Here is a 19,865-nt window from a genome sequence, read left to right as displayed (position 1 = left end):
ACTCAGGAGATTATTCAGCGCGGACCAGCTGGCTGGGTCATTCAGATGGATCGGCTTGACCGACGTCTCTCGTGGTCAACCGACCGTTAGATGACCGCTGATCTGCTCTGCAGCGCCAATGTTGTCGTCGATGGCCCGAAGGGTTTGACGAGCATCATCCGAAAGAGGCCACCGCAGCCCCGGGACGCTGTCATCGTGGCCAGTAAATACTTCGGCCTGGAGTCTATCCGTCGAATCAATTGGAGCCCCGATTGGCGCGACAACCTCTGGTTTCGGCGGTGTGCTCACTGCTAACCTCTTGACCGGACTCGACAATTCGAAAAGGGCAATAGGAATCAGATAGTTACATGGTGGGACGTTTTGTTGGTCCTTTCTAAGCACAAATTTGTTGACAGGGCCATAAGAAATTCGAATCGGCGACTCTCGGTGCACAGGAGCGCACGTCTTCGACGCCGGTTCGCCAGCTCGGCGTCGTCGATGTGCTCACGCGTTGAGCTGGCTTAGATGCCCTTGCAGGCACCAAGAGCCGACGCGGAGTACACGGCGAGCATTTCAACGGTTGGAGTAATGCTGCCCTAAACCCGATGGCATTCACAAAGGTCAGTCTGACTGCGGGTTTGCTGGATGGCTCTTGTGGCGGGCCCCGTTCCAGGGCCCGCGGTCGTTCGGCTGCAAGCGAGCTTTGTGGTTGCCCAAGTGAGCGCGTCCTCCGCATCAAAAGTTACGAGGTACCATCCGCTCTACGCTAAAGCGTTGTGCAACTAGGGAGTCTCCGGGGGCTGATGCGACATCGCGCAGCTTTTCGCAGACACAACCTCTGATACCTTATGGACACTCGGTCGGTGCTCAAATTCGGAGGTCGGAGATGTCGAAGGAAAAACGGCTGAAGCGGCTGCAGAACTTCACCTCTTGGGTCCACGAAAGCGATGCCAAGCTGGCAGAGGAAACCAGGGAGTTCGTCTTCGCGGAAGGCAAAGCGCCGGCGCAGACTGGAGATGTGGTTGAAGACCAGATCGTCAATGAGAGTATTATCCTTAGGCGGACGCGCCCAGTGCTCGCAATCAAACACGACCAGGCGGAACTCGTTTTTCTAGACGCGCTTGACAGCGAAATTTGGAAGGATCGATTGACGAAGGCCGAGGGGCTGATCAAGAGCGCAGCTCAGGCCGTCGGTCGCATCGACCTTGAGAACGCGGGACTGGATTGGGTCGGCACAGGATGGCTCGTGCACGACAACATTGTCGTCACCAATCGTCACGTGGCGAACGAATTCGTTGGTCGAAAGGGGCAGGGCTTTACGTTCAAGATGGGTTTGGGCGCCGAGATCGCCGCATCGGTCGATTTCCTTCAAGAGATCGGCAACCCGAATACGCTCTCGTTTCGCCTCACTCGAGCCATTCACGTCGTACCGTCTGGTGGACCTGATATAGCGTTTTTCGAGGTCGAGCGCTCCGAAGGCGGTGATGGACGTCTGGCGAAGCCGATCCGGCTTGCTACCTCTCCGACGCTGACCGACAGCGTCGGGCTCATCGGCTTTCCGGCATACGACAGCAGAATTCCGGACAGTGTCCTAATGGATCAACTATTCGACAAGACGTACGACAAGAAGAGGCTTGCTCCGGGAGCGGTCACACGCCTCGAGGAGTTCAGGATATTCCACAACTGTACGTCAGCCGGAGGGAATTCCGGATCCGCTCTCATTGATCTGAATTCAGGCGCGGCAGTCGGGCTTCACTTTAGCGGTACCTTCCTCGCGACCAATTATGCGGTACGGTCCGACGTGGTTCGTGCGGTCCTGGACGAAGTGCGCAGCGGCCGGATTAGTGTCGCAGCCACGGGCGCTAATGTCGGAGCTTCAGTTCCGAGTGCTCGTCGGGTGCGACAGCGTCTACGCTCATCGACCCTCGAACCGGAGATCGTGGCAGGAAAAGACGGTCGGGAAATCAGCGTAACTTTTCCACTCACGATCAAAGTCTCTATCGGAAAACCGATGGACGACTGCCTACGCCCTCGGTTCGATCTGCAAAATATCGAAGCCGGTGAGGGGGACGACATAGAAGCCGGCGATGAGGCGGTCGCCTCTGACTACCGCAACCGTAACGGCTACGATTCCGATTTCCTTTCGGTCGAGGGTGACGACTGTGTGGTTGAACTCCCGGAAGTCGTTCGCGGCGCGCGCGACGTGTTGACGTTCGATGGGAAAGACGGGGAAGAGACGGTGCTTAAATATGAGCATTTCTCCGTCGTCATGAGCCGCAGCCGTCGAATGTGCTTCTTCAGCGCCGTCAACATCGACGGCAACAAATCTAAGAAGAGCGCTCGAGTAGCATGGAAATGGGATCCCCGTATTCCCCGCGAACAGCAGATCATGAATGAATGCTACGGGAATCCGCCGAAGTTCAGCAGGGGGCACATGACCCGCCGGGAGGACCCCGGTTGGGGCACTCCGACAGAGGCCAAGCGGGGAAACGAGGATTCGATGCACGTAACGAACACGACGCCGCAGATGCAGGCGTTTAATTCACCCATATGGCTCGCGTTGGAAGACTATGCGCTTCAGCACGCCCGCGAAGACAAGATGCGGATCTCAGTCTTTACCGGTCCCTATCTGCACACAAAGGATCAGCCGATGTACGGAGTGAAGATCCCTACGGCCTTCTGGAAGATCATCGCCTTTGTACATGATCGGACCGGGAAACTTTGCGCGACCGGCTACGAAATGGATCAACAAGGTCAGCTGGAAGAGGAGGCGGAAGAGTTTGTTTTTGGCGTATTCACGTCACCGCAATTGAAGATCGCGACCCAGGTTTCGATCCGGTCAATTGAGGCAAGGAGCGGTCTCAACTTTGGACGTTTGGCGAGCCTAGATCCTCTGACTGGCGGGGAGGAAAGCCTCGCGGGCGAAAGAGTGCCGCTGATGACCCTCGGGCAGATCAAGGTCTTCTGAAATTCCGAAATGGAGCCGTCGACCTGATCGGGCATCCCGGAGGACGGTGGTGGACCGGCGAGAGAGCAATTACGCGCCGGAATCTGCCGGCCGCGCTGACGGGTCGAGGGTAGTCAAAAGCAGTGGCCATCTGCCGGAGTCCACTACGCAAACACCGGTTCTGCGAAAACCCCGGCCTGGCGCTTAGCTGGGGATTTTACTAGCTGATAGGCGCATCAGGTTATGGCACATCGGATAAGGGGCCACGAATGTACGGCCCGAAGGGGATGGAATCGACTAATGGTGCAAAGGGCGGTAGCAATAGTCCAATTTTGCACGCAGAATGCCGCCGCTACCCAGGTGCGGGGGTCTGCATGGGCCTTCAATTAGTCGCCCTCTTGAGCTCGTGGGTGGCCTGTCGATGCTGACGAGTGACGACTACATTCTTGTAGAGACCAAGCTGATCGAGCTGGTCACGCCACAGGCGTCTCCTCGTCAGTTCGTTGCCGCCAATTTGCCGGAGGCACTTGCAGCTCGGCTGGTCGAGGGACTAGCGCCGGTTCTGCTGGTGCAAGCTGCGCTGCGGCTTTGCGAAGAAGATGCGTACAGTGCTGCACCGCCTTCCATGTGCACGTTCTTGCAGAATTGCTTTCCGCTAAGACCAGAATTTACGGCAATTTGCGATAAGATCAAAACTCCGCCACCAGCATTGCCGGCCGCGGCGGATCCATTCGATGCCGTTATGCTTTCGAACAAGCTGCCATTCTTGGGTCGGTTGGCGGCCAGAACGCATCTGCGCGCGCTTATGCAAAATTCGCCACCTCGCCCCCTTGTTGTAATCAAGGGTTTGGGCGGAGCGGGCAAGACCTATACCACCGAATTGATCAACCATGTCTGCCGCACGCATACCAATATCATCCCGTGCCATATTGAGGTGCCCAAGGATCAGGGAATTTCGATCGGGCCGGCAGATCTGGCTCGCGACATCGTGCTCCAGTTGGGCGGCGACGTCGATAAGATGCCGCCCCAGCAGACTAACGCCGATAGGTGGGCCCAAGAACTGGCCATATGGATCGTAAATACCGCCCAAAAGTCTGGGTTTAAGTACTGGATCGTGCTCGACGGCTTCAATCAGGCCGAGCTGCGGCGTGATACACTGCCCCTTATTATCAAGCTGTCTCTCCAACTCACCAGGGGGATGGCAAGTCGGGTGCATAGACTTATCTTAACGGACTTCGACCACACGAGTTTGCCTATTATTCCCGGCAACATTGCCATCGAGACTATCCCGGGCCTGACAAAGGCGGTGGTCGCCGACTTTGTGACCCAGCTTCTCACGGCCGCGGGACGCCAGCAAGATGCCCCGGCGATGATCGCCGGAGTGACAGGAGACTTCGCCGATCCAATTCAAGACCTTCGGGAGCTCGGCGGGCGTCTCAACGACCTGATTGAACTGATAGGGTGATCGCATGGCCGCGCAGCCGCTATCTACCGGGGATGTACTTGCTGAGCTCAGGCGGAGAACGGCGGCTCGGGAGAGCCCGTCGTTGGACGAGTCGAGTTATGTCTACCTGTTGGCGGCTTCTGTTCTACACGTCTTCAACCCAACCCAACTCAAACCCTGGCTTCCTCTTGCTAATCCGGTCGACCCGTTGAAAGCTCTTCTGGGCTCCACGGTGCCTGCCGTGGGATGGCGCCATTTGGCGCTCCGGACGTTGAAAGTCGAAGAACGACGATCGGCCCTCAAATTCCTTTGGAATTTGGGCGGGCGGCAAAGAATCAAGACGGTTCTCGCGACGAATACGGACGTGGTCCGCACGCCGGTACAGACTGTTTTCGAGAGATGGATTGAAGGCGACCGCTTCGATCTCGCCTCGATGAACTACGACGAGCTTATCGCGCTCGGACAGGTGTACGATTGGGACATCAGCGCGTTCGGTGGTCTCCCAGACAAAGACAAGTTCGACGAAGCACTACGACGCAGATCGGCTGTTTCCGTGTTCGAACACCTGGTGGATGTAGACTTTACCGGGCGTGATCGCGAACTCCAGGTGCTGCGCCACTACGTTGGAGTAGTTTCGCCCTCTCTTTGGCAGCGCTTGCGAAGTTTTTACGGGTTGGGGGCGAAGCCGCCGCTTGTTCTTTGGGGACCAGGAGGCGTGGGCAAGACTGCGCTTGTCGGCAAGTTCCTGCTTGAGCACGTCGACGCGCCGGAAAGCGGTTGGTTTCCATTCGCCTATCTTCCGTTCGACTCCGAATCCCTCGATGTGCAACAACCGTTTACGATTTTAATCGCAGCCTGCGATCAATTGACTGCGCAGATCGAGGGGGGAGCCGGACCCAATAGCGCCGCCGCGGCAGCCGTCGCCGACTTCAAGAGGTTGGTTGAAGCGTACAGGGATGATCGCGCACAACTGCAGGAGCGTGCGTCGCGACGCGGCAGCCGGCGCATCGCTGACAGATCGTCTACCGAGTATTCCCTCTACGGCGCTTTCGCAATCCTGTTGAACAGGATCGCGGAGGCGGCCAGTTCGCAGCAATCGGCCTCGAAGGTACCTGTTCTACTGGTCTTCGACACGTTCGAAGAGGTCTACTATCGTCTGCGGGAAGATCTGCTCGGTTTCTGGCGCATGCTCGAAACCATTCAGAGGAACTTTCCCGCTCTTCGCGTTATCATCGCGGGGCGAGGACGTCCCAATCCTTTCACCGTCAACGGCCAAGTGCCTATCGAATGCCCGCTCGATGATCTCGATTCGAGGGATGCTGTTCAACTGCTAACTAACCTCAACGTGCCGCAGCCTGATGCGATCGCGATCTACCGACAAATCGGGGGGAGTCCGTTGATGTTACGCCTCGCAGCACGCGTGGCCCAAAGCGAGTCGTCCGGCGGCGGGATACGAGACCTCGAGACCAAGAAGTACTGGTTCTTCAACGTTGCTCCTGAGGTGATCAGAGGCAAGCTGTATCAGAGAGTACTCGATCATATTCATGATCCGGATATCAAGACGCTTGCGCACCCGGGGATGATTCTCCGCCGCGTTACAAAGGAAATCATCCGCGATGTTCTGGCTCCCCTGTGCGGCCTGGGTCAGATATCCGAAGAGCGGGCTGAGAGGCTCTTCGAGGGATTGCAGCGCGAGCACGCCCTCGTCAGTATCGAGCAAGACGACGCTCTCCGATATCGTGAAGAGGTTCGTCGTCCTACCCTTTTGTTAATGACGGAGGATCGTCCGATCCTTGTCCGTGAAATCCAGGAAGCCATCATTACATTCTACGAAGCGAGACGATCGCCGTCACTGTCCGAGCGCGCCGAGGAGATTTATCATCGCTTGATGCTAAAGCAACATGCGCGCTTCTTGCAGGGGCGATGGCTTCCTGGCGTCGATCGATATTTGAATTCGGCGATCGAAGAGGTGGGCGCAGAACAGCAGATATGGCTAGCCGAAAGAATGAGCATCGAACTTCCGTCCGAGACGTACGCGCGCGCCGATCTTGCGAGCTGGGAGCGGTTGATCGGACGTAAGGCCCTCGAAACGATGCGCTTTGGTGAAGCGCAGGCTGCGCTTGCGATGTTGGATGAACGAAAGGATCGGACGCCTGAAAGTCCGCTTTTCGCCATCGAAGCGAGAGCTCATCTGGCGGTTGGTCATCACGTGGCGGCAGCGCGGCTGCTGGAATCAGCTCTCGACAATTACCCGCCGTTCGGAAGCCGCGGGCGGCTCGCCGAAATCCTTTGGTTCAGGTCACAGGCTGCTTGGCAGATGGGCGACGCCTCGGCAAGCGCCTTTCTGGATCGCCTGATCGAGGTTTGTGAGACTCTCGCCTCCAGCATGTCCCTTATTCAGGCTCTCACGCAGAGGCTTGTTCTTTTGCGCGATAATGGTGGGGACGACCTGCGAGAGCGTTTGGCCAGCAAGCTCATGACACTCACCACGATAGAGATTGATAAGGAGCAATCGCTCATTAGGCTTGCCCTCGTCCAGCTTGGAGCGAATTATCCGCGCACCGTTGCGAGCCTGATCTGGCGGCTTTCATCCGAGGTCATACGCCGACTGAAAGCCGTGAATCTGAGCCCAGTCGAGCTCGAAAGGCTAATTGGGTTGCTACCCGAAGCTAATCGAGCGCCACTCTCAAGCGCGTCTGGTGCCGCCGATGTGTTTGCTGCTGCCAGCATGCATCTAACTCCGGAGTCGACGCGCGTGATCGTCGAACTTCTCGCTTCCGAAGGAGCGACCTTGGCCGGCGCCGGACTTGCCGGTCTCGAACCATATCGCGAGCCGTGGGAACTTGTGGCGTCTGAGGAGGCCATGCCCTAATGCCGTACCTCAGCAACGAAGAGATCATCGAGGTCTCGCAGAAACTAGTCGAACTCCTCGGCTACGGTCCTCAAATCCGTTCGGACTTGCTCGACGGAATTCCCGCGATCGTGACAGGGATGTTTCAGACGGCTACGCAGCCCCTTCTGTCGGCGCGACTTGACATTCGCGGCCTGAACGGCATCGATCGATTGGAAGACGGATCCATTCCGTTGAAGGTTTTCCTCGGTAACGCGACATCTCTACTTATAGGCCGGCCAGATGCGGAACCTCTCAGGAGGGCGCTTCATAAGGTCGAAACGACGGCCACGGGTGCTCCGGTTATCGACACTACGGGCTTTCCCGAACTTAAGGAAGTCGTGGTGCACCGAGATGATATGGTGCCGTACGCCTTCATGCTGTCGGGCGTCACTGCCGGCAAGGCCGTAGCGAAGCTGTCCGTGAAACGTCATTCCGGCGGGCACCCGCAGACGGATGCTGCCGGAAAGCCCATGATATTCTTGGGTAGTGGGTGGCTAATTGCACCTAACCTGCTTTTGACCAACCACCATGTAATCAAAGCCCGCGAAGCCGGCGAAGCCGCGGCATCTGAACAGGACTTCGGGTTACAAGCTTTGGCGACGACAGCGCTGTTCGACTACGACTTTGAAAGCGTGCAGGGCAACCCCATAAGCGTCAAAGAGCTGGTCGCCTGGGATCGATCGTTGGATTACGCGCTGCTGCGGCTCGATGGGGATGGCAGGCAGGGACTGAATGTCGGGGGCCCCATTACGTTTTCCGGTCCTGACGAGGATCGGCCTGCATTGAACATCATCCAGCATCCCGATGGCCAACCGAAGAAGTTTGCGATCCGGAATAACCTGTTAACCCAGGCGACGGATACTCAGCTTCGTTATTTTACCGACACGATGGCGGGCTCATCCGGATCGCCCATCCTCGATGATCGCTGGAACGCGGTGGGGCTGCATCGCGGCGCGACGCCGGTTACGGGCGTCAACTTCAATGGGAAACCCGTGGCCTACGTCAACGTCGGGACGCAAATAAGCTCGATCATAAGTGATCTTCGTGAGAGGTATTCAGGTAAGGTAAGTGAACTGAACATCTAGCGTCTGACCGCGTTCCATCCTACCTTTCGGTTCGAGAGGATCGTCATGCGACCATTTGATAATTTCGGTAGCGTCTTCATAGGTTTGGCTGGTCAGGTGGCCGCTAGCGGCTTGCCGGAGCTATTGGGCGCCGCGTTGAAGAAGTCATCCATCGGTGACCTTCAGACCGTTGTCGATCGGTTGACATCGAGCGGCTTCGCCGACCGCGTCTTCTCTTGGGCCGAAAATCAACCTAAACCCTCAATCTCCCCTAACGAGGTCGCACAGGCATTGGGCCCCGATAACGTGGCGAGCTTGGCAGACTCTCTGGGCGTGCCAAAAGAATCGGCGCTGAATCTTTTGGCCGACAAATTGCCTGCAGCGATCGGCGAGGCCACTAAGCATGGCGACATCACAGTAGGTCGCATTCGCGCGACAGGCTGAAAGGCTACCGCGGACCTCCGTTATTTCGCGGATCTGCATCGGCCATTGTTTTACGGCTTGCGTACTATCGGCCCTCGATGACCGATATGACTGCTTTCAGCGCGTGCTCTACCTGTTACAGGCCAATAGTCATTTCTTCCAACGCTACCTAGAAGCCCTCCTGCTGCGCCAGACATCCCCGCGGGGATTTTCATGCCCATGGTTGGCCTCGTACATCGCTCGTCCAGGCAAGCGCCGTCGGCCAGTAAGTACCTCGTACGCTGAGAGCTTGCAGCTATCGCTATAAGACTCGATCCGGACGAGGGGTAGGCGTGCATCCTTCTGACAGTTGATAGGTCTCTTGTGGCCGACACGATCCATCTCGGTCTCGGCACGTCAGTGCCCAGAGCACTCACCGTGCCAAGTAATCCGGTCGCCCTACTCGGAAGAGCCCTAGTGTCGTAGGGCTGAGTGCCTGTGTAGACTTGCGAGTCCGATATCAAGCAGCATGGGCGGGCTGATTAATGATCGTACGAATTGGACGTTGGTTGTCTACTATAGTCTTTTTCCTGGTAACAGGCGGCCTGGCGGTCAGCGCCATCGTGAATCAAGGCGAAGGACCGGACGACGACTTCCTCAAGGCGGTTTGGCAGCCGTTGGATAGCCTTGGCATTGACGTACTCCTGGGAAATGCGACGGAGCCGGCGACATCAAGCGTACCGAGGCTCGCTTCATTGAAGGGCTATACACCCAATAAGAAGGACTGGGGAAGCTTCACGAAGGAAGCTTGGCCTTACGCCTTTGCGAAAGGGCGCGCGGGCGTACTCTTCGCTTATAAGCCACGTGCCGTGCCCAAGCGATTGGCCAAGAAGAAAACGGCTTGCGATCGTCGGCCGCTATCTTTGGATGAAGGATGCCGTTTCGTTAGAAGCTGGCTAGCGGCGGAGCCGGAAAGCCGGGTCTTCTTGTCGTTCACGAATGAAGATTTCGAGGTTGCGTCCAAGACAAAAGCAGCGCTGGAAAAGGCCGGCTACGTGGTCTTCGTGTTCTTAAATGGCAAAAACGAGAAGCCTTGGGCCAGTCCAGCTCTGGTAGGCGAGGTGTTCGCGCAAGCGACCCATCGACTTGTTCTTGATACGGTGAGCGCTAGAGGCAGCGAAGGAGTGAAGTTCGAGAGCCTATGTTGTGAACCCCTTCTCTCGCCATCCTATCCTGATACACCGCTATCGAAGGCTCTAGCCGGCCAGATTTAGTGTTGTTCGATTAAGCGTTTCGAGACAGTCGCAAGCAGGTCAAAAAAGGCGAGGAGATGCGCTTGCCTTCTAGAGACTGATCATGTGGCTGCTCCGAAAGGATGTATCAATCTTGTCTTCTCGAGCCGCCGGCGGCGTCTCGATGAGGCCAATTGCCACAGCAACTGCCACTGGGCCGATTTTTTATTTAGGGACATCGCCCGAACTCTGGAGTTCGCCCACCTTCACCGTTAGGCCCGTGTAGAATTCGTTGACCCTCGCGAGCGTTCGTGGAGTGGATCCATTCGTATATCGGAAATCGAGAGCAACGCGGCCGTCCGGCGTTAGCTTATATTTAGCCCCGCCCTGGAAATAGCTCACGACATTCATGCCGGGATGTAGGGTATCATACAGATAGTAGTAGCGAATGTAGAGCCCCAAGGGCTTCAGGAAGCCCTTATCGAACCAAAGATTGCCGCTTATCTTGGTGCCGGCCAAAAAAGGTCTCTGTTCTTAAGCTGATCGAAGATGCCTGCGTTCTCGACCCGGTAATAGTCGGTCGCTAAAGTTGGAAAGAAGCTGATCCACATCCCGAGGGTTTCGTTCGCTCGGAAACTCGATCCGATGTATAGATCAGGTGCCCACGGCTGCCACATTCCCTCCAATCCAAAAATTCTGGCCTGCTGATCGTAGTCGGTGGTGTAGGTCGCATCCGTGCGGAAGTAATGCATCGGAATGGCGCCGCCGCGCTGCACCTCAGCTTCGAACCCGGCCATTCCCGATATCGACCCTGTCGTCTTCCCCTTCGATATTTTGGTATCGAACTCTAGGCCTGGCGCGAAATTGAAATAGGTCATCCTCGGAGAGTTCGGATCTCCCGTGTAGTTCAGATTCGTGTTGCCGTGGACAGCCATGATAACGGCTCCATTTCCGGCGAAGGTCTCGAATTTTTCGGCTAGGTTTCTCGTGTAGGTGAACGATGCGCCGTTATCGGAGATATTTCCATCCAGGGTTATATAAGCTATTGGCGCGTACGACTCGCGGATCAGGAGCTCGGTCCTTATATCGTTGTCCTTCTTGAGATCCATTTTTGGCGCCGGCAGTGCCGCATTTGCTGATTTGACCTCCTTGGAAATTCGGAGCGCAACGCTTCTCGAAAGCGGCTTCGTCTTGAGCCGCAACAACGCGGCTTCAACTGGAGCCTTGAGCGCCTCGCGTTCGTGCGGACTCAGGCTTGAGTAGCTCTTGAGAAGCTCTTGAAGGTCTTTTTGGCTGAGGTCATCGCCGCGCGACGTAGATGCTGCGGCAGCGACAGTAAGGGCGATGATTGCGCCCAACGTGTTCTTCCAGGTTGTCATTCACGGTCTCCCGCTACGCGAACGTTGTGGCTTAGACCGGAGCTGATATGCCGGCGGGGCGTCGAGCGGGATTGTGGCGGCTGATGACTTGAGCGACATCGGTCACCTTCATGTCGGGATTGTCGGTTTCTGAGGGGTGGATCCAGGGAGTAAGAACCATTCCCCGTTCGTTGTAGTAGTAGAGGTGAACCATCTGCGCCAATCCACGGCAGTCGATGCGCGTGAAATTCCAGTCCTTAAGCTTGTCGGTGTCTTTTATCTCGGTTGGATTGATGTGCTTTATTCGCGCCATCGCAAGCTTCACGTCGGTCTTGATCGCCGACATCGGATAGCCGGCCAGCGAACCGCGGACAGGACTGGCGGCAGCGACTCGAGACAGACTTTCCGTTAATTCTCCTACGGTGTCTCCTTTGAGCGTCTCGTTCGGCCATCCAACGGAATGCCGTCCAGATGCGCTTGTGTCAGTACAGAGGCGTCGAGCACCTTTCTAAGATCGCCCTTCAGACCGATACTATCGAACCTCGTGCTATGCTTCAGTTTAGCACTGGCCGACGTAAGTCGACCGACGGCAGTGACGACAGCTTTCTTCGCTGCGTGTTTGGATGTTTTAGCCATTTGATGCCCCCATAGATCGCCACTAACCGCCGGACAACCGGAGGGCTCTCATTCTGGCGGGTTGATCTCCCGCTTTACGCGGAGCGGCCACGGCATGGGCGGCCCCGGAACCCTAGAATCCAGCTAATGACATAGGTACTAGGAGGATTCCTAGTAACCACAGCTCGACGTTTACCTGGCGTTGCGAATCGCTGTTTGTTTTCTATGATTTGAGCGTTCCGGCCCGCCGTTGCGGCTCGGATGGAGCGTACGAGCATGGATTTCTTCATAAGTTATAACAAGGCTGATCGAGAGTGGGCCGAATGGATTGCCTACGTACTCGAGGAGGAGGGCTTCTCGACCTCAGTTCAAGCTTGGGATTTTCGACCTGGCAAAAACTTCGTACTCGAGCTGCAACGGGTTGCTGGGAGCGCCGACCGAACCATCATGGTTCTCTCGCCGGATTATCTCGTCTCCGAGTTTGGCTCTCCCGAATGGGCCGCTGCGTTCGCGGGCGATCCAAAAGGAGACCGCGCGAAATTGCTGCCGGTGATGGTGCGGCCGTGCGAGCCCACCGGCATGCTGCGGCAAATCGTGCGCATCGATTTGGTCGGCCAAGGAGAGGAGAACGCCCGTAAACGATTATTAGAGGGTGTCAAAGAGAAGCGAGGTAAGCCGGACGTTCGCCCCGCGTTTCCGACACGTGCCGCTGAGGACAAGGAAACCGCGCCGCAGCCGCGTCAATATTCCCCGAGAAGGTCGTCCAGCGCTCCGTACATTCCGGACATACGGCGGCCGCCAACGGACGCGGATCGGCGCAAGTTTGTCAAAGCGGGCTTTGCAACGATCGCGGATCGATTTCGATCTGGGCTCGAAGCTTTGAAGTCACGCTACGGTGAAATCGAAACGGATATCGATTTTCGCGGCGACTCGGACTTTACCGCTGAGGTCTTCTCCGCCGGCAAAAGCCGCTGCCATTGTCGGATTTGGCTAGGAGGCATGCTCTCGAAGGATTCGATATCTTACAATGAGGGGCGAGTCCTTCAAAATAATGCTGTAAACGAGATGCTTTCGATTTTTTCTGACAATAACCAGCTGTATCTTTCGGCGACGATGGGCGCATCGTTCTTTGAACGAGAAGGGTTTGATCTCAAGCGTCTTTCACCTGAAGCAGCCGCCGATTATTTATGGCGCAGGTTCCTGGAGCCACTCGAACGCGCATAATAGAGATCAGCGCACCGAGCATCATCTCGCTTTGCTGCTAGGGCTGCTTCGGGCAATCGGGCTTCGCCTGCAACCTGTCGCTCCACCGGATCTCTGACTGCGTGGACATGCGGACACAGCCCGCGGCGATCAATTCTCTGGGGTCAACTGACCAGCGCCGTATTTCTTTCTGAGTCGAGACTGTTATAACCCTCTCGCCTACAATCCCGGCGGCGGATATTTCTTTGAATGGTAACCGGTCGACCTCGAGCCCGGAGCCTACGCTCCAAACTTGCGCGATCCCCCTCCTGCCGAAAGTAACGAGCCGATTGCCGTCTTCAGTGAAGCCGACTCGTAGCGCGACACGCGTTTGTATAGCCGCGGTACTTCGATCGCAGGAAAACTAGCGTCATCGAGTGTTATAATTCGATAGCGTTACTTAAGCCTCGTTCGATAGCGGTCGTCACCGCGATCTGCGCTGAGCTGCTCCCAAATTTCTTTAGATAGAGAACGGTCAATTTGGGCCCGGCTGCAAGCAGCCAAGCCAAGTACACGCGAAATAACCAAAATATGAAAGTCGCGAGCGAACCAAATATGTCCATCTGAAATCCTCGCCCCGGGTTGCTTGTGCCGATAGAGATAAGCGGTATTCCGTATTCCTCACGAATTGCGTTCCGCGTCACAAACTACAAGGGCTGAGCCGCGGGCCGATGTGGAGTTTGCCTGATGCTTGCAGCGTACGATCACATCGCGCCAAACGACGTTAGGCAAATGCTTGAAAAAAATCTGGCACAGGAGTCGCTGAAGTAGGCGGTCGAATGGGTATCCCATCTCGTACTTATCAGGCCAGCTACGATCCTTCTTTCCGCAGAAGGTCACCGAACCACATTCCGATTTGCCGATCTCGGAGGCCGTGCCGTCATGGTTAGCGTCGGTGATCATCACCATGAAGCGGCATGGCACACCCTGGAGGTGCCGCGGGGCAGCAGCAGTCGGTAAGGCGGTCCGCATTCGCACCAGGCCTCTTCGTCGTTGACTGATACATCGTCTCGAGGCGTCAATCCGCTTCGGCCATGTGTTGATTCTTCAGAAAGTCTACAAGATACAACGCCGTGTCATCACGGGACCAAGGGATCGCCCCAGGGCGGAGTGCCGGAAAATTATTCGGACTTCTTCTCGCCTGCCGCAATGCCGAATGCTTGGAGAATGATTGGAAGGTAGCGCCGGACCTGATCCCGGTCGCTTTCCTTTTCGGATTCGCTCAGTTTTGAAAATGGGCAGGCGATCTGTTGTTCCCATCGTGCGACTAGCTCCGCGGGAATGACCAAGGAGCCGTCCGGAGCTCGGTCGCAATGGTCATGCACGTAGCGCTGCCAGTGCGCCCATCGCTCGTGCTCGATGTTCGCCAGAACTTCGGTGAGCTGTTCGAGCTCACGCGCTGATGGATGGCTTGGCATTCGGAATTTAGATCAAACCTTTCTTTGCAAGTCGACGATAGTGTTCACCCAGTGCGGTAAGCCTTAGAGTTTTGCTCTCCATGGCCGCATGCCACATATGGGGTGCCCCCTCCGGTACGAGCAACCCGTTCCGATTGTACTTCTGCAAAATTGCGAAAACCATGGTGTTTTCAAGGTTTGGGGGCGGTATGTCGGGGGGCGCCGGTTGGGGACGCTCCGGCTCGAACGTAGGGTCCAACTGGAATTGTGAACTGGCATCGGGAAAGAACTCTGAAATCCGACGCAGGTCTGAGAGCTGGAGAGGGGGCTGAACCTTTCTTAGCGAGACGAAGCGCTTGACGTTTGTCTTGAATACCGGACGTTGGGCCCACGGTCCAAGAGACTGATCGATGTGCGCATAAACCCCTCCTGGTGTCACGTCTCCCACAAGGTTGGCCGCGGCCCCACCGAGAGCATCGACAAGAAGGCTGGTGAATACACCGCCTTCATCATTCTCTTCCGCATACTGCTCCGCTGTCGACGCGGTGAGTATTGTCACCCCGTCGCTAATTTCGGACACTTTCGTGTTGGTCGGACTGTCGCCTGCGATACCGCTATGACAACAATCCAATATAATGACCTTGTTCTGAATCTGCGACTTCGTCGCTAAGGTCATGATCTCGGCCAGCGGAACTCCGTCGTCTCCGGTCTCGCAATCGCTTACGCAGAGGTACCCGCCAGTGACATCGAGGTGGCCATGGCCCGCAAAATATAGGAGGGCTATTTCTCCGTCGCCGGCGAAAAGCTCTCGAATGAGCTCCCTGAACTCTTGCCTCTTGACTGCATCGCGCGGCCCCGTTCCCGATTTCAGGTTAACGCCGAAGTTGACTGATGCGTCGGCATGGCGCTCAAGCATGGCCTTCACGCTATGGGCGTCGTCGACGGCCCCATGAAGCGGAGTGATGGATTCGTAATGGTCGATGCCGACGACGAGAGCTTTTCTCATGAATATTCTCTAGAGCGAATCGACAAAGGCTTTGATGTTGTCCCAAGTCCACACGACGGTGTTAACACCGTCGTGCTTCGTGCGATCACCAGTATAAGCCCAGACACCGCGCAGTGGCACCTTCTCTTCCTTGGCGCATTGAATTTCCCACTTCTGACCGGTCGACGAGAGCGAATTCTTGCTCATCAACGCGTGACGCCGTCGGAACGACGGATTCTCGTGCGCACGCGCTCCTTCCATTCCTTATCGTAGGGCTCCTTTACCGACATGTCGACGTAATCGAATGGGGTTTTCGTGTTCAGGGCCTGACCCTTCAACAGATCACGCGCCTTCTTGTCCTCGATCGCGAACGCGACAAAGACGGTCTTCTTGTCGGCCATGCACCACCTCCAATTTCGGGAATCTGCCAGGATCGGACCCGTTGCCCGCGGAAATACCCTCGTCCGACAATCCAAATAAGGGGGCATTTCGGCCGAGCAATAAGGTCTCGCGAAAACCTAGGGTATCCCTAACGGACGTCGGCTTCAACACGAACAAGACGGAGCGGCCGGCGTGGAACGGGCTTGGGTTCAGCGTGCGAGTGTCGCGAAAGGATCGCCATAGAAACAGTACGCGGCGTAAGTATCGCGTCCGCCCCCCTCATTGTAGGCTTCTGCTCGTATTGACGAGAGTATCTTGGCGAGCGGCATCTCAGGGGTATTCTTCAATGCCTCGTAGAAGGAGGTTGCCACCTTGTTTGCGACGGAGTCCTCGACGCTCCATAGCGGTGCTATGACAGCGGTGGCGCCAAGCTTGATAAAGGACGCGACGAAGCCTCCGAGGCCCACCAATGACGGGACCGTCTGTCCTATCTTGCAAGCATTGAGAAACACAACGGGCCTCTTGGCACGGAACAGCTGGGCCATTCCAGTCATGCCGAGGAGTGCGGAGGAAGATAATGTGCGGCCGCCTTCAAGGGCAATAGTCTGAATTCCGCTGCCGTCGTCTTCACCATGGCAGACGAAATGCACCAGGGTGCGTGCTTCCGCGCCGAGCCGGGATTGTATTGTTGCGAAATCAGCGGGGGTGATCTTGTCTCCCGAGTAGCAGGCCAGGACCATGGCCGCCTCTTCGTCGGAGAAGCGCAGTTTGCGGTTTCCAGAATACGCGGGAGCAACGACGAAACAGTCACGCAATTTGACCTTGCTCGAGGGAGAGATCACCCTGGCATCGGTCCATCTACCAAGCTGAAACTCGACCCCAAGGGCCAGCCGTTCTTCATAGCCACCATTTCTCCAGCGATTTGGAATCATCAGTTCCCATGGAACGTAGGGTTCGGCTGTTACGACAGCGATCGTCTTGATTCCGATCCCGCTATCGATCAGCTCCCAGAAAGCCTGCTGGAATAATCTCGGAGAGCCTTCGAACAAGATGTTTCCGGCACCCTTCAATTCGGCAATCAGCGCAGCCCCACCACCTTGGGCGGTGAATTTTTTCATAAACCCGGCAATGAGGTCGCGCGCTGCAGTCGGCAGATTCCAGACGCAGGTCTGCCGCTCGCGGAATGCAGGTAGGTGTGGTGTTTGAACCGAGCAAATGTATGAGCGACCGTCGTTTGCGTCAGCTGCCACGATCGTGACGACGAGATCGGGGGCCGCAGTTTCGGCCGGAGTAATAACCTCGATGGATGGAGGTGATTGTGCAGGTGCTTGCTGCCACGGATCGGAGCCAGGTGGCTCAGAAGGTAGCTCAGAATGAGGTTCAGAAGGAGCAGAGGAAGGCTCAGAAGGAAGGGTAGCTCCTTGAGGCGGCGCCGGACTTACGCCGGCAATGGCAACATTTCGGGTAACTCGGCCGCAAGGTCGGGAATTCACATAAAAGATCGCGGCGATGAAGGGTTGGCCGGTCACCTTTTCCGGGTCGTCGACGACTTGCACTGCGAATCGTCCGATGTCGACGCGGTCGATCGATCCATCCAGCCTGAAGGACTTTGTCGCCTTATCCTGGACCACGAAATGACCGCTCGCTGCAAGCGTCATCTCTACTTGCGTTCCGGCAGCCGCCCTGATCGGTTCGGAAGTTTCTCCTTCGGCAGCGGCGAGAGTGTCCAGATAAACGTTTGCAAAAAATCGACTTCCCTCATGGAGAGAGGCGGCATCCTCAAGGTCCAAATGGGGGATGCGCTCCACTAACTCGGGCGCGGGCGAAGGCTGCGGATTGGCAATCGGCCCGAGATCCGGTCCCCGCGGATTTTCACGAGAGGCCGTCCTTCTGCGGCCGCTGCCTCCGCGGCCGCGCCTTTGCACACTTTCAGACAGGCCGGGGGACAGATCTAACTGGAAAGAACCTTCCTCGATCTCGATTCTATCCGGATCGAGGGCATGGCGAACTCGTTGGAGTCTCGTCCTTAGCTGCGGCGAGGGGCTCAAGGCGTCGAGCACCTTGAGTATTCGCGTCAGCAACGGCTTGACCCGCTCCCGCCAATCCTTGCTTAGGAGGAGTGGCTCCAACTCGTCCAATGCCTCCACGAATTTGCGGCTGTCCAACAATTTGCGTCCGCGAAGATACCGCTCTTCCAGATCAGCCCCCGGCATTATGCGTCCCTCGGCTCAACGCTTTCTTCATGGCAGACGAAGCCGTCCTCGTCGACGTACCGCGCCTTCAGAGTCTCTCCGTCAAGGTCGATGACGGAAAACCCCATATAGGCCCAGTGCTCGGCGCCACCACCTATGAATCGACGATCTTCGTATGTCGCGGGCGGCAGGTACTCGTCATTCTCGCAATGGGTCATATAGACAGGCACGCCTCCATGCCCAACGAGTCGCGCATATTCCAGTTCGGCGTGTGGCTCATGGAGGATACACCTATGCTCGTGGCCCCAAATGGCGCCAAAAATCCTGCCTTCGGAAAGCAGCGGCCCCAGTTTTTCCCGTAGGATCTCTCCGACCTCGGGCGCATCCTCATAAGCACTGAAGAACTGATGGTGCGTGAGGAGGACCGCTCTTTGGCTGTTCCTGGCCAAGGTATCCGCCAGCCAGGTCGCCTGTGGGTCTTTGAGGCCGTTGTCGTCGTAAGCGGTGTCGAGGCCGATGAATTGCCAGTGCGAGTTTGCAAGCCGAAAAAAGCTGGAATATTTCTGCTTTGCAAAGCGGGGATCGGCAAGCAGCGTGCCGAAATAGGCATGCCCGCCGGAATACATATCGTGATTCCCGTTTAGCGACCAAGAGCCAACTTTTGCTTCTTCGCCGATCTTGACGGGCCAATACGGTAGAAAGCGCTTGCGGTACTCGTAATCGAAGCCAGAGTAATAAACGTCGCCGAGGTGGATGACGTGGCAATCGATGCCCTTCTGAAGACATTCTTCAACGTATTTGCGCATCTGATCTGCAACCTTCTGCGCTCGTCGCAGTCCACTTCCCCAATCACCGACCATGACAAGACGGCACCGATCAGCCATGGCCTGCGTTGGAGCTGGCTTTGGGTTGAACGGATGCTTGTTCCGGAACTTGGAGATGCCCATCGCGACCAGTGAACTCACCCAGCCAGGATCGGTGATGGAAAATTTCTCGAAGACGCGTCGGTCCGTCGAGGCCAGATGTTCGGCGAGCGAGCGATCGGCCACTGGAGGTTCAGCGGCGTCATCACGGCGCTGCGCCTGCTCTTGCGGCATATCCACGCGATCCGGGCTGTCCGGATGATTGAAGTATTCCTCCAATGCGCTCTGAGTGATGCTGACGATGGGGTCGCTGCTGATGAAACAGGCAGCATCGAGAGATGACTCCGTCGCGCCCCCGCGCCGCTCTGGAGGCGTGTCGAACCCGACGGGTCCGGACGACGAGGTCTTCTCTTCCTCCAAGGCAGTATCGAGTTCCGCGGCCGCTACCTCATAGTCTTGAGGGGCGACATGGACTTCATGGTCTCCTTGGGATGTGCCGTCGCGTCTTTCGCTCGAGCGCCGGTGCAGCTCTTGCGAGATCAACTCCATCTGAGCGAGCACGAATTCGCGCTCTAGAACTTCCCTGATCATCTGTCCCTCCAACCGCTTTATAACCCGAATCGACATCCCGCTTGGGGGGAGCCAGCGTGCGCTATGGCTCCCGGTTAGTAACCTAGGGTACTCCCGCAGGTGAGACACAAAATAGCAGTTCTCTTGCGACCGGAACTGCCCTTAGCAGTGTGCGTCGCGCCGCATCCCCACATTTCAACATTTGACGAAAATGAGACCGATCACCACGGGATTCCCCCAGTAACAAGACGACGCAGTTTTTGCTTCGATGCAGCGGACAGCAAAATCAGGGTGGATGTTC

General features: G+C 56.7%; 17 protein-coding genes. 7 read left to right on the top strand and 10 right to left on the bottom strand.

Features of this window, described 5'->3' with window-relative positions; all coding sequences use genetic code 11:
* The first annotated feature begins 865 nt into the window (after positions 1-865).
* The 6 genes from BRAGE_RS51895 to BRAGE_RS0130880 all read left to right on the top strand — a co-directional run bounded on the left by BRAGE_RS51895 (position 866) and on the right by BRAGE_RS0130880 (position 10,003).
* A complete protein-coding gene (locus BRAGE_RS51895) occupies positions 866-2,947 on the top strand; it encodes a DNA/RNA non-specific endonuclease (protein WP_051378199.1) in 2,082 nt (693 codons plus the stop codon).
* A 400-nt stretch (positions 2,948-3,347) separates the two neighbouring features.
* Positions 3,348-4,391: a hypothetical protein gene (locus BRAGE_RS0130900; protein WP_027563426.1), complete on the top strand. Its 1,044-nt coding sequence runs from the start codon at positions 3,348-3,350 to the stop codon at positions 4,389-4,391.
* 82 nt (positions 4,392-4,473) lie between these two features.
* Positions 4,474-7,242 (top strand): ATP-binding protein, encoded by a 2,769-nt coding sequence (locus tag BRAGE_RS0130895; protein ID WP_159073964.1) that lies wholly within the window; start codon positions 4,474-4,476, stop codon positions 7,240-7,242.
* A complete protein-coding gene (locus BRAGE_RS50270) occupies positions 7,242-8,348 on the top strand; it encodes a trypsin-like peptidase domain-containing protein (RefSeq protein WP_051378197.1) in 1,107 nt (368 codons plus the stop codon). The genes BRAGE_RS0130895 and BRAGE_RS50270 overlap by 1 nt, the downstream gene beginning before the upstream one ends.
* A 45-nt stretch (positions 8,349-8,393) precedes the next feature.
* Positions 8,394-8,771: a YidB family protein gene (locus tag BRAGE_RS0130885; protein WP_051378195.1), complete on the top strand. Its 378-nt coding sequence runs from the start codon at positions 8,394-8,396 to the stop codon at positions 8,769-8,771.
* Positions 8,772-9,274: 503 nt separating this feature from the next.
* Positions 9,275-10,003: a hypothetical protein gene (locus BRAGE_RS0130880; RefSeq protein WP_141263284.1), complete on the top strand. Its 729-nt coding sequence runs from the start codon at positions 9,275-9,277 to the stop codon at positions 10,001-10,003.
* A 183-nt stretch (positions 10,004-10,186) separates the two neighbouring features.
* Here BRAGE_RS0130880 and BRAGE_RS0130875 read toward each other — a convergent pair whose 3' ends face one another.
* The 3 genes from BRAGE_RS0130875 to BRAGE_RS0130865 are packed head-to-tail and all read right to left on the bottom strand — an operon-like array spanning position 10,187 to position 11,665.
* On the bottom strand, positions 10,187-10,480 hold the full coding sequence (locus BRAGE_RS0130875; RefSeq protein WP_027563430.1) for a hypothetical protein: 294 nt from the start codon (positions 10,478-10,480) through the stop codon (positions 10,187-10,189).
* Positions 10,462-11,340, bottom strand: coding sequence for a hypothetical protein (locus BRAGE_RS0130870; protein ID WP_027563431.1), 879 nt, complete (start codon positions 11,338-11,340; stop codon positions 10,462-10,464). The genes BRAGE_RS0130875 and BRAGE_RS0130870 overlap by 19 nt, the downstream gene beginning before the upstream one ends.
* 31 nt (positions 11,341-11,371) lie before the next feature.
* Complete coding sequence (locus tag BRAGE_RS0130865) at positions 11,372-11,665, bottom strand: hypothetical protein (protein WP_027563432.1); 294 nt, start codon at positions 11,663-11,665, stop codon at positions 11,372-11,374.
* 545 nt (positions 11,666-12,210) lie between these two features.
* Between BRAGE_RS0130865 and BRAGE_RS52200 the strand changes: the two genes are divergently transcribed.
* Entirely contained in the window at positions 12,211-13,158 is a 948-nt protein-coding gene (locus BRAGE_RS52200) for a toll/interleukin-1 receptor domain-containing protein (RefSeq protein WP_108914654.1), read from the top strand.
* 639 nt (positions 13,159-13,797) lie between these two features.
* Here the strand turns inward: BRAGE_RS52200 and BRAGE_RS58060 are convergent.
* The 7 genes from BRAGE_RS58060 to BRAGE_RS0130820 form a co-directional block, all read right to left on the bottom strand.
* Entirely contained in the window at positions 13,798-14,148 is a 351-nt protein-coding gene (locus tag BRAGE_RS58060; protein WP_084334837.1) for a hypothetical protein, read from the bottom strand.
* A gap of 149 nt (positions 14,149-14,297) precedes the next feature.
* Positions 14,298-14,594 (bottom strand): hypothetical protein, encoded by a 297-nt coding sequence (locus BRAGE_RS0130850; RefSeq protein WP_027563434.1) that lies wholly within the window; start codon positions 14,592-14,594, stop codon positions 14,298-14,300.
* A gap of 7 nt (positions 14,595-14,601) precedes the next feature.
* Entirely contained in the window at positions 14,602-15,579 is a 978-nt protein-coding gene (locus tag BRAGE_RS0130845; protein ID WP_027563435.1) for a caspase family protein, read from the bottom strand.
* Between the two features lie 9 nt (positions 15,580-15,588).
* Positions 15,589-15,765 (bottom strand): hypothetical protein, encoded by a 177-nt coding sequence (locus BRAGE_RS57165; protein WP_231164228.1) that lies wholly within the window; start codon positions 15,763-15,765, stop codon positions 15,589-15,591.
* On the bottom strand, positions 15,765-15,959 hold the full coding sequence (locus BRAGE_RS57160) for a hypothetical protein (protein ID WP_231164229.1): 195 nt from the start codon (positions 15,957-15,959) through the stop codon (positions 15,765-15,767). The genes BRAGE_RS57165 and BRAGE_RS57160 overlap by 1 nt, the downstream gene beginning before the upstream one ends.
* A 189-nt stretch (positions 15,960-16,148) precedes the next feature.
* The gene (locus BRAGE_RS53510) at positions 16,149-18,152 is read right to left on the bottom strand and encodes a CHAT domain-containing protein (protein WP_084334839.1); all 2,004 of its coding nucleotides are present in this window, start codon (positions 18,150-18,152) and stop codon (positions 16,149-16,151) included.
* Positions 18,152-19,585: a metallophosphoesterase family protein gene (locus tag BRAGE_RS0130820; RefSeq protein ID WP_027563438.1), complete on the bottom strand. Its 1,434-nt coding sequence runs from the start codon at positions 19,583-19,585 to the stop codon at positions 18,152-18,154. The genes BRAGE_RS53510 and BRAGE_RS0130820 overlap by 1 nt, the downstream gene beginning before the upstream one ends.
* Positions 19,586-19,865 lie beyond the last annotated feature (280 nt).

It is taken from the genome of Bradyrhizobium genosp. SA-4 str. CB756, from assembly GCF_000473125.1.
GTDB classification, from domain to species: domain Bacteria; phylum Pseudomonadota; class Alphaproteobacteria; order Rhizobiales; family Xanthobacteraceae; genus Bradyrhizobium; species Bradyrhizobium arachidis.
Note: the sequence above shows the minus strand (reverse complement) of the source record. Positions and strands in the feature narration are given on the sequence as shown.